Annotated in this window: 1 protein-coding gene; it reads left to right on the forward strand. The window is 45.1% G+C overall.

Features of this window, described 5'->3' with window-relative positions; genetic code table 11:
- On the forward strand, positions 1-224 hold a 224-nt coding region (locus tag H5120_RS20115), incomplete at both ends, for an Ig-like domain-containing protein (RefSeq protein WP_259397861.1).

A 224-nucleotide genomic window follows, 5' to 3' on the forward strand; every position in this document is an offset into this window, starting at 1 on the left:
TTTAGTGTTGATGTACCTAACGAATTAAGTGAAGGCGAATTTACTGTTGAAGTATCAGTTACCGATACTGCAGGTAATGAAACTACCGCAACAACAACAGGCGAAGTCGATACTGCCGCGCCAACAGTTATTATTGATCCAGTAGGTGATACTAACAACACCACCCCAACTATTTCAGGCACCGCGACGGGTGAGCCAGAGGGCACGGTTGTTACTATTACAGT

Source organism: Pseudoalteromonas sp. SR43-2 (assembly GCF_014163885.1).
GTDB classification, from domain to species: Bacteria; Pseudomonadota; Gammaproteobacteria; order Enterobacterales; family Alteromonadaceae; genus Pseudoalteromonas; species Pseudoalteromonas distincta.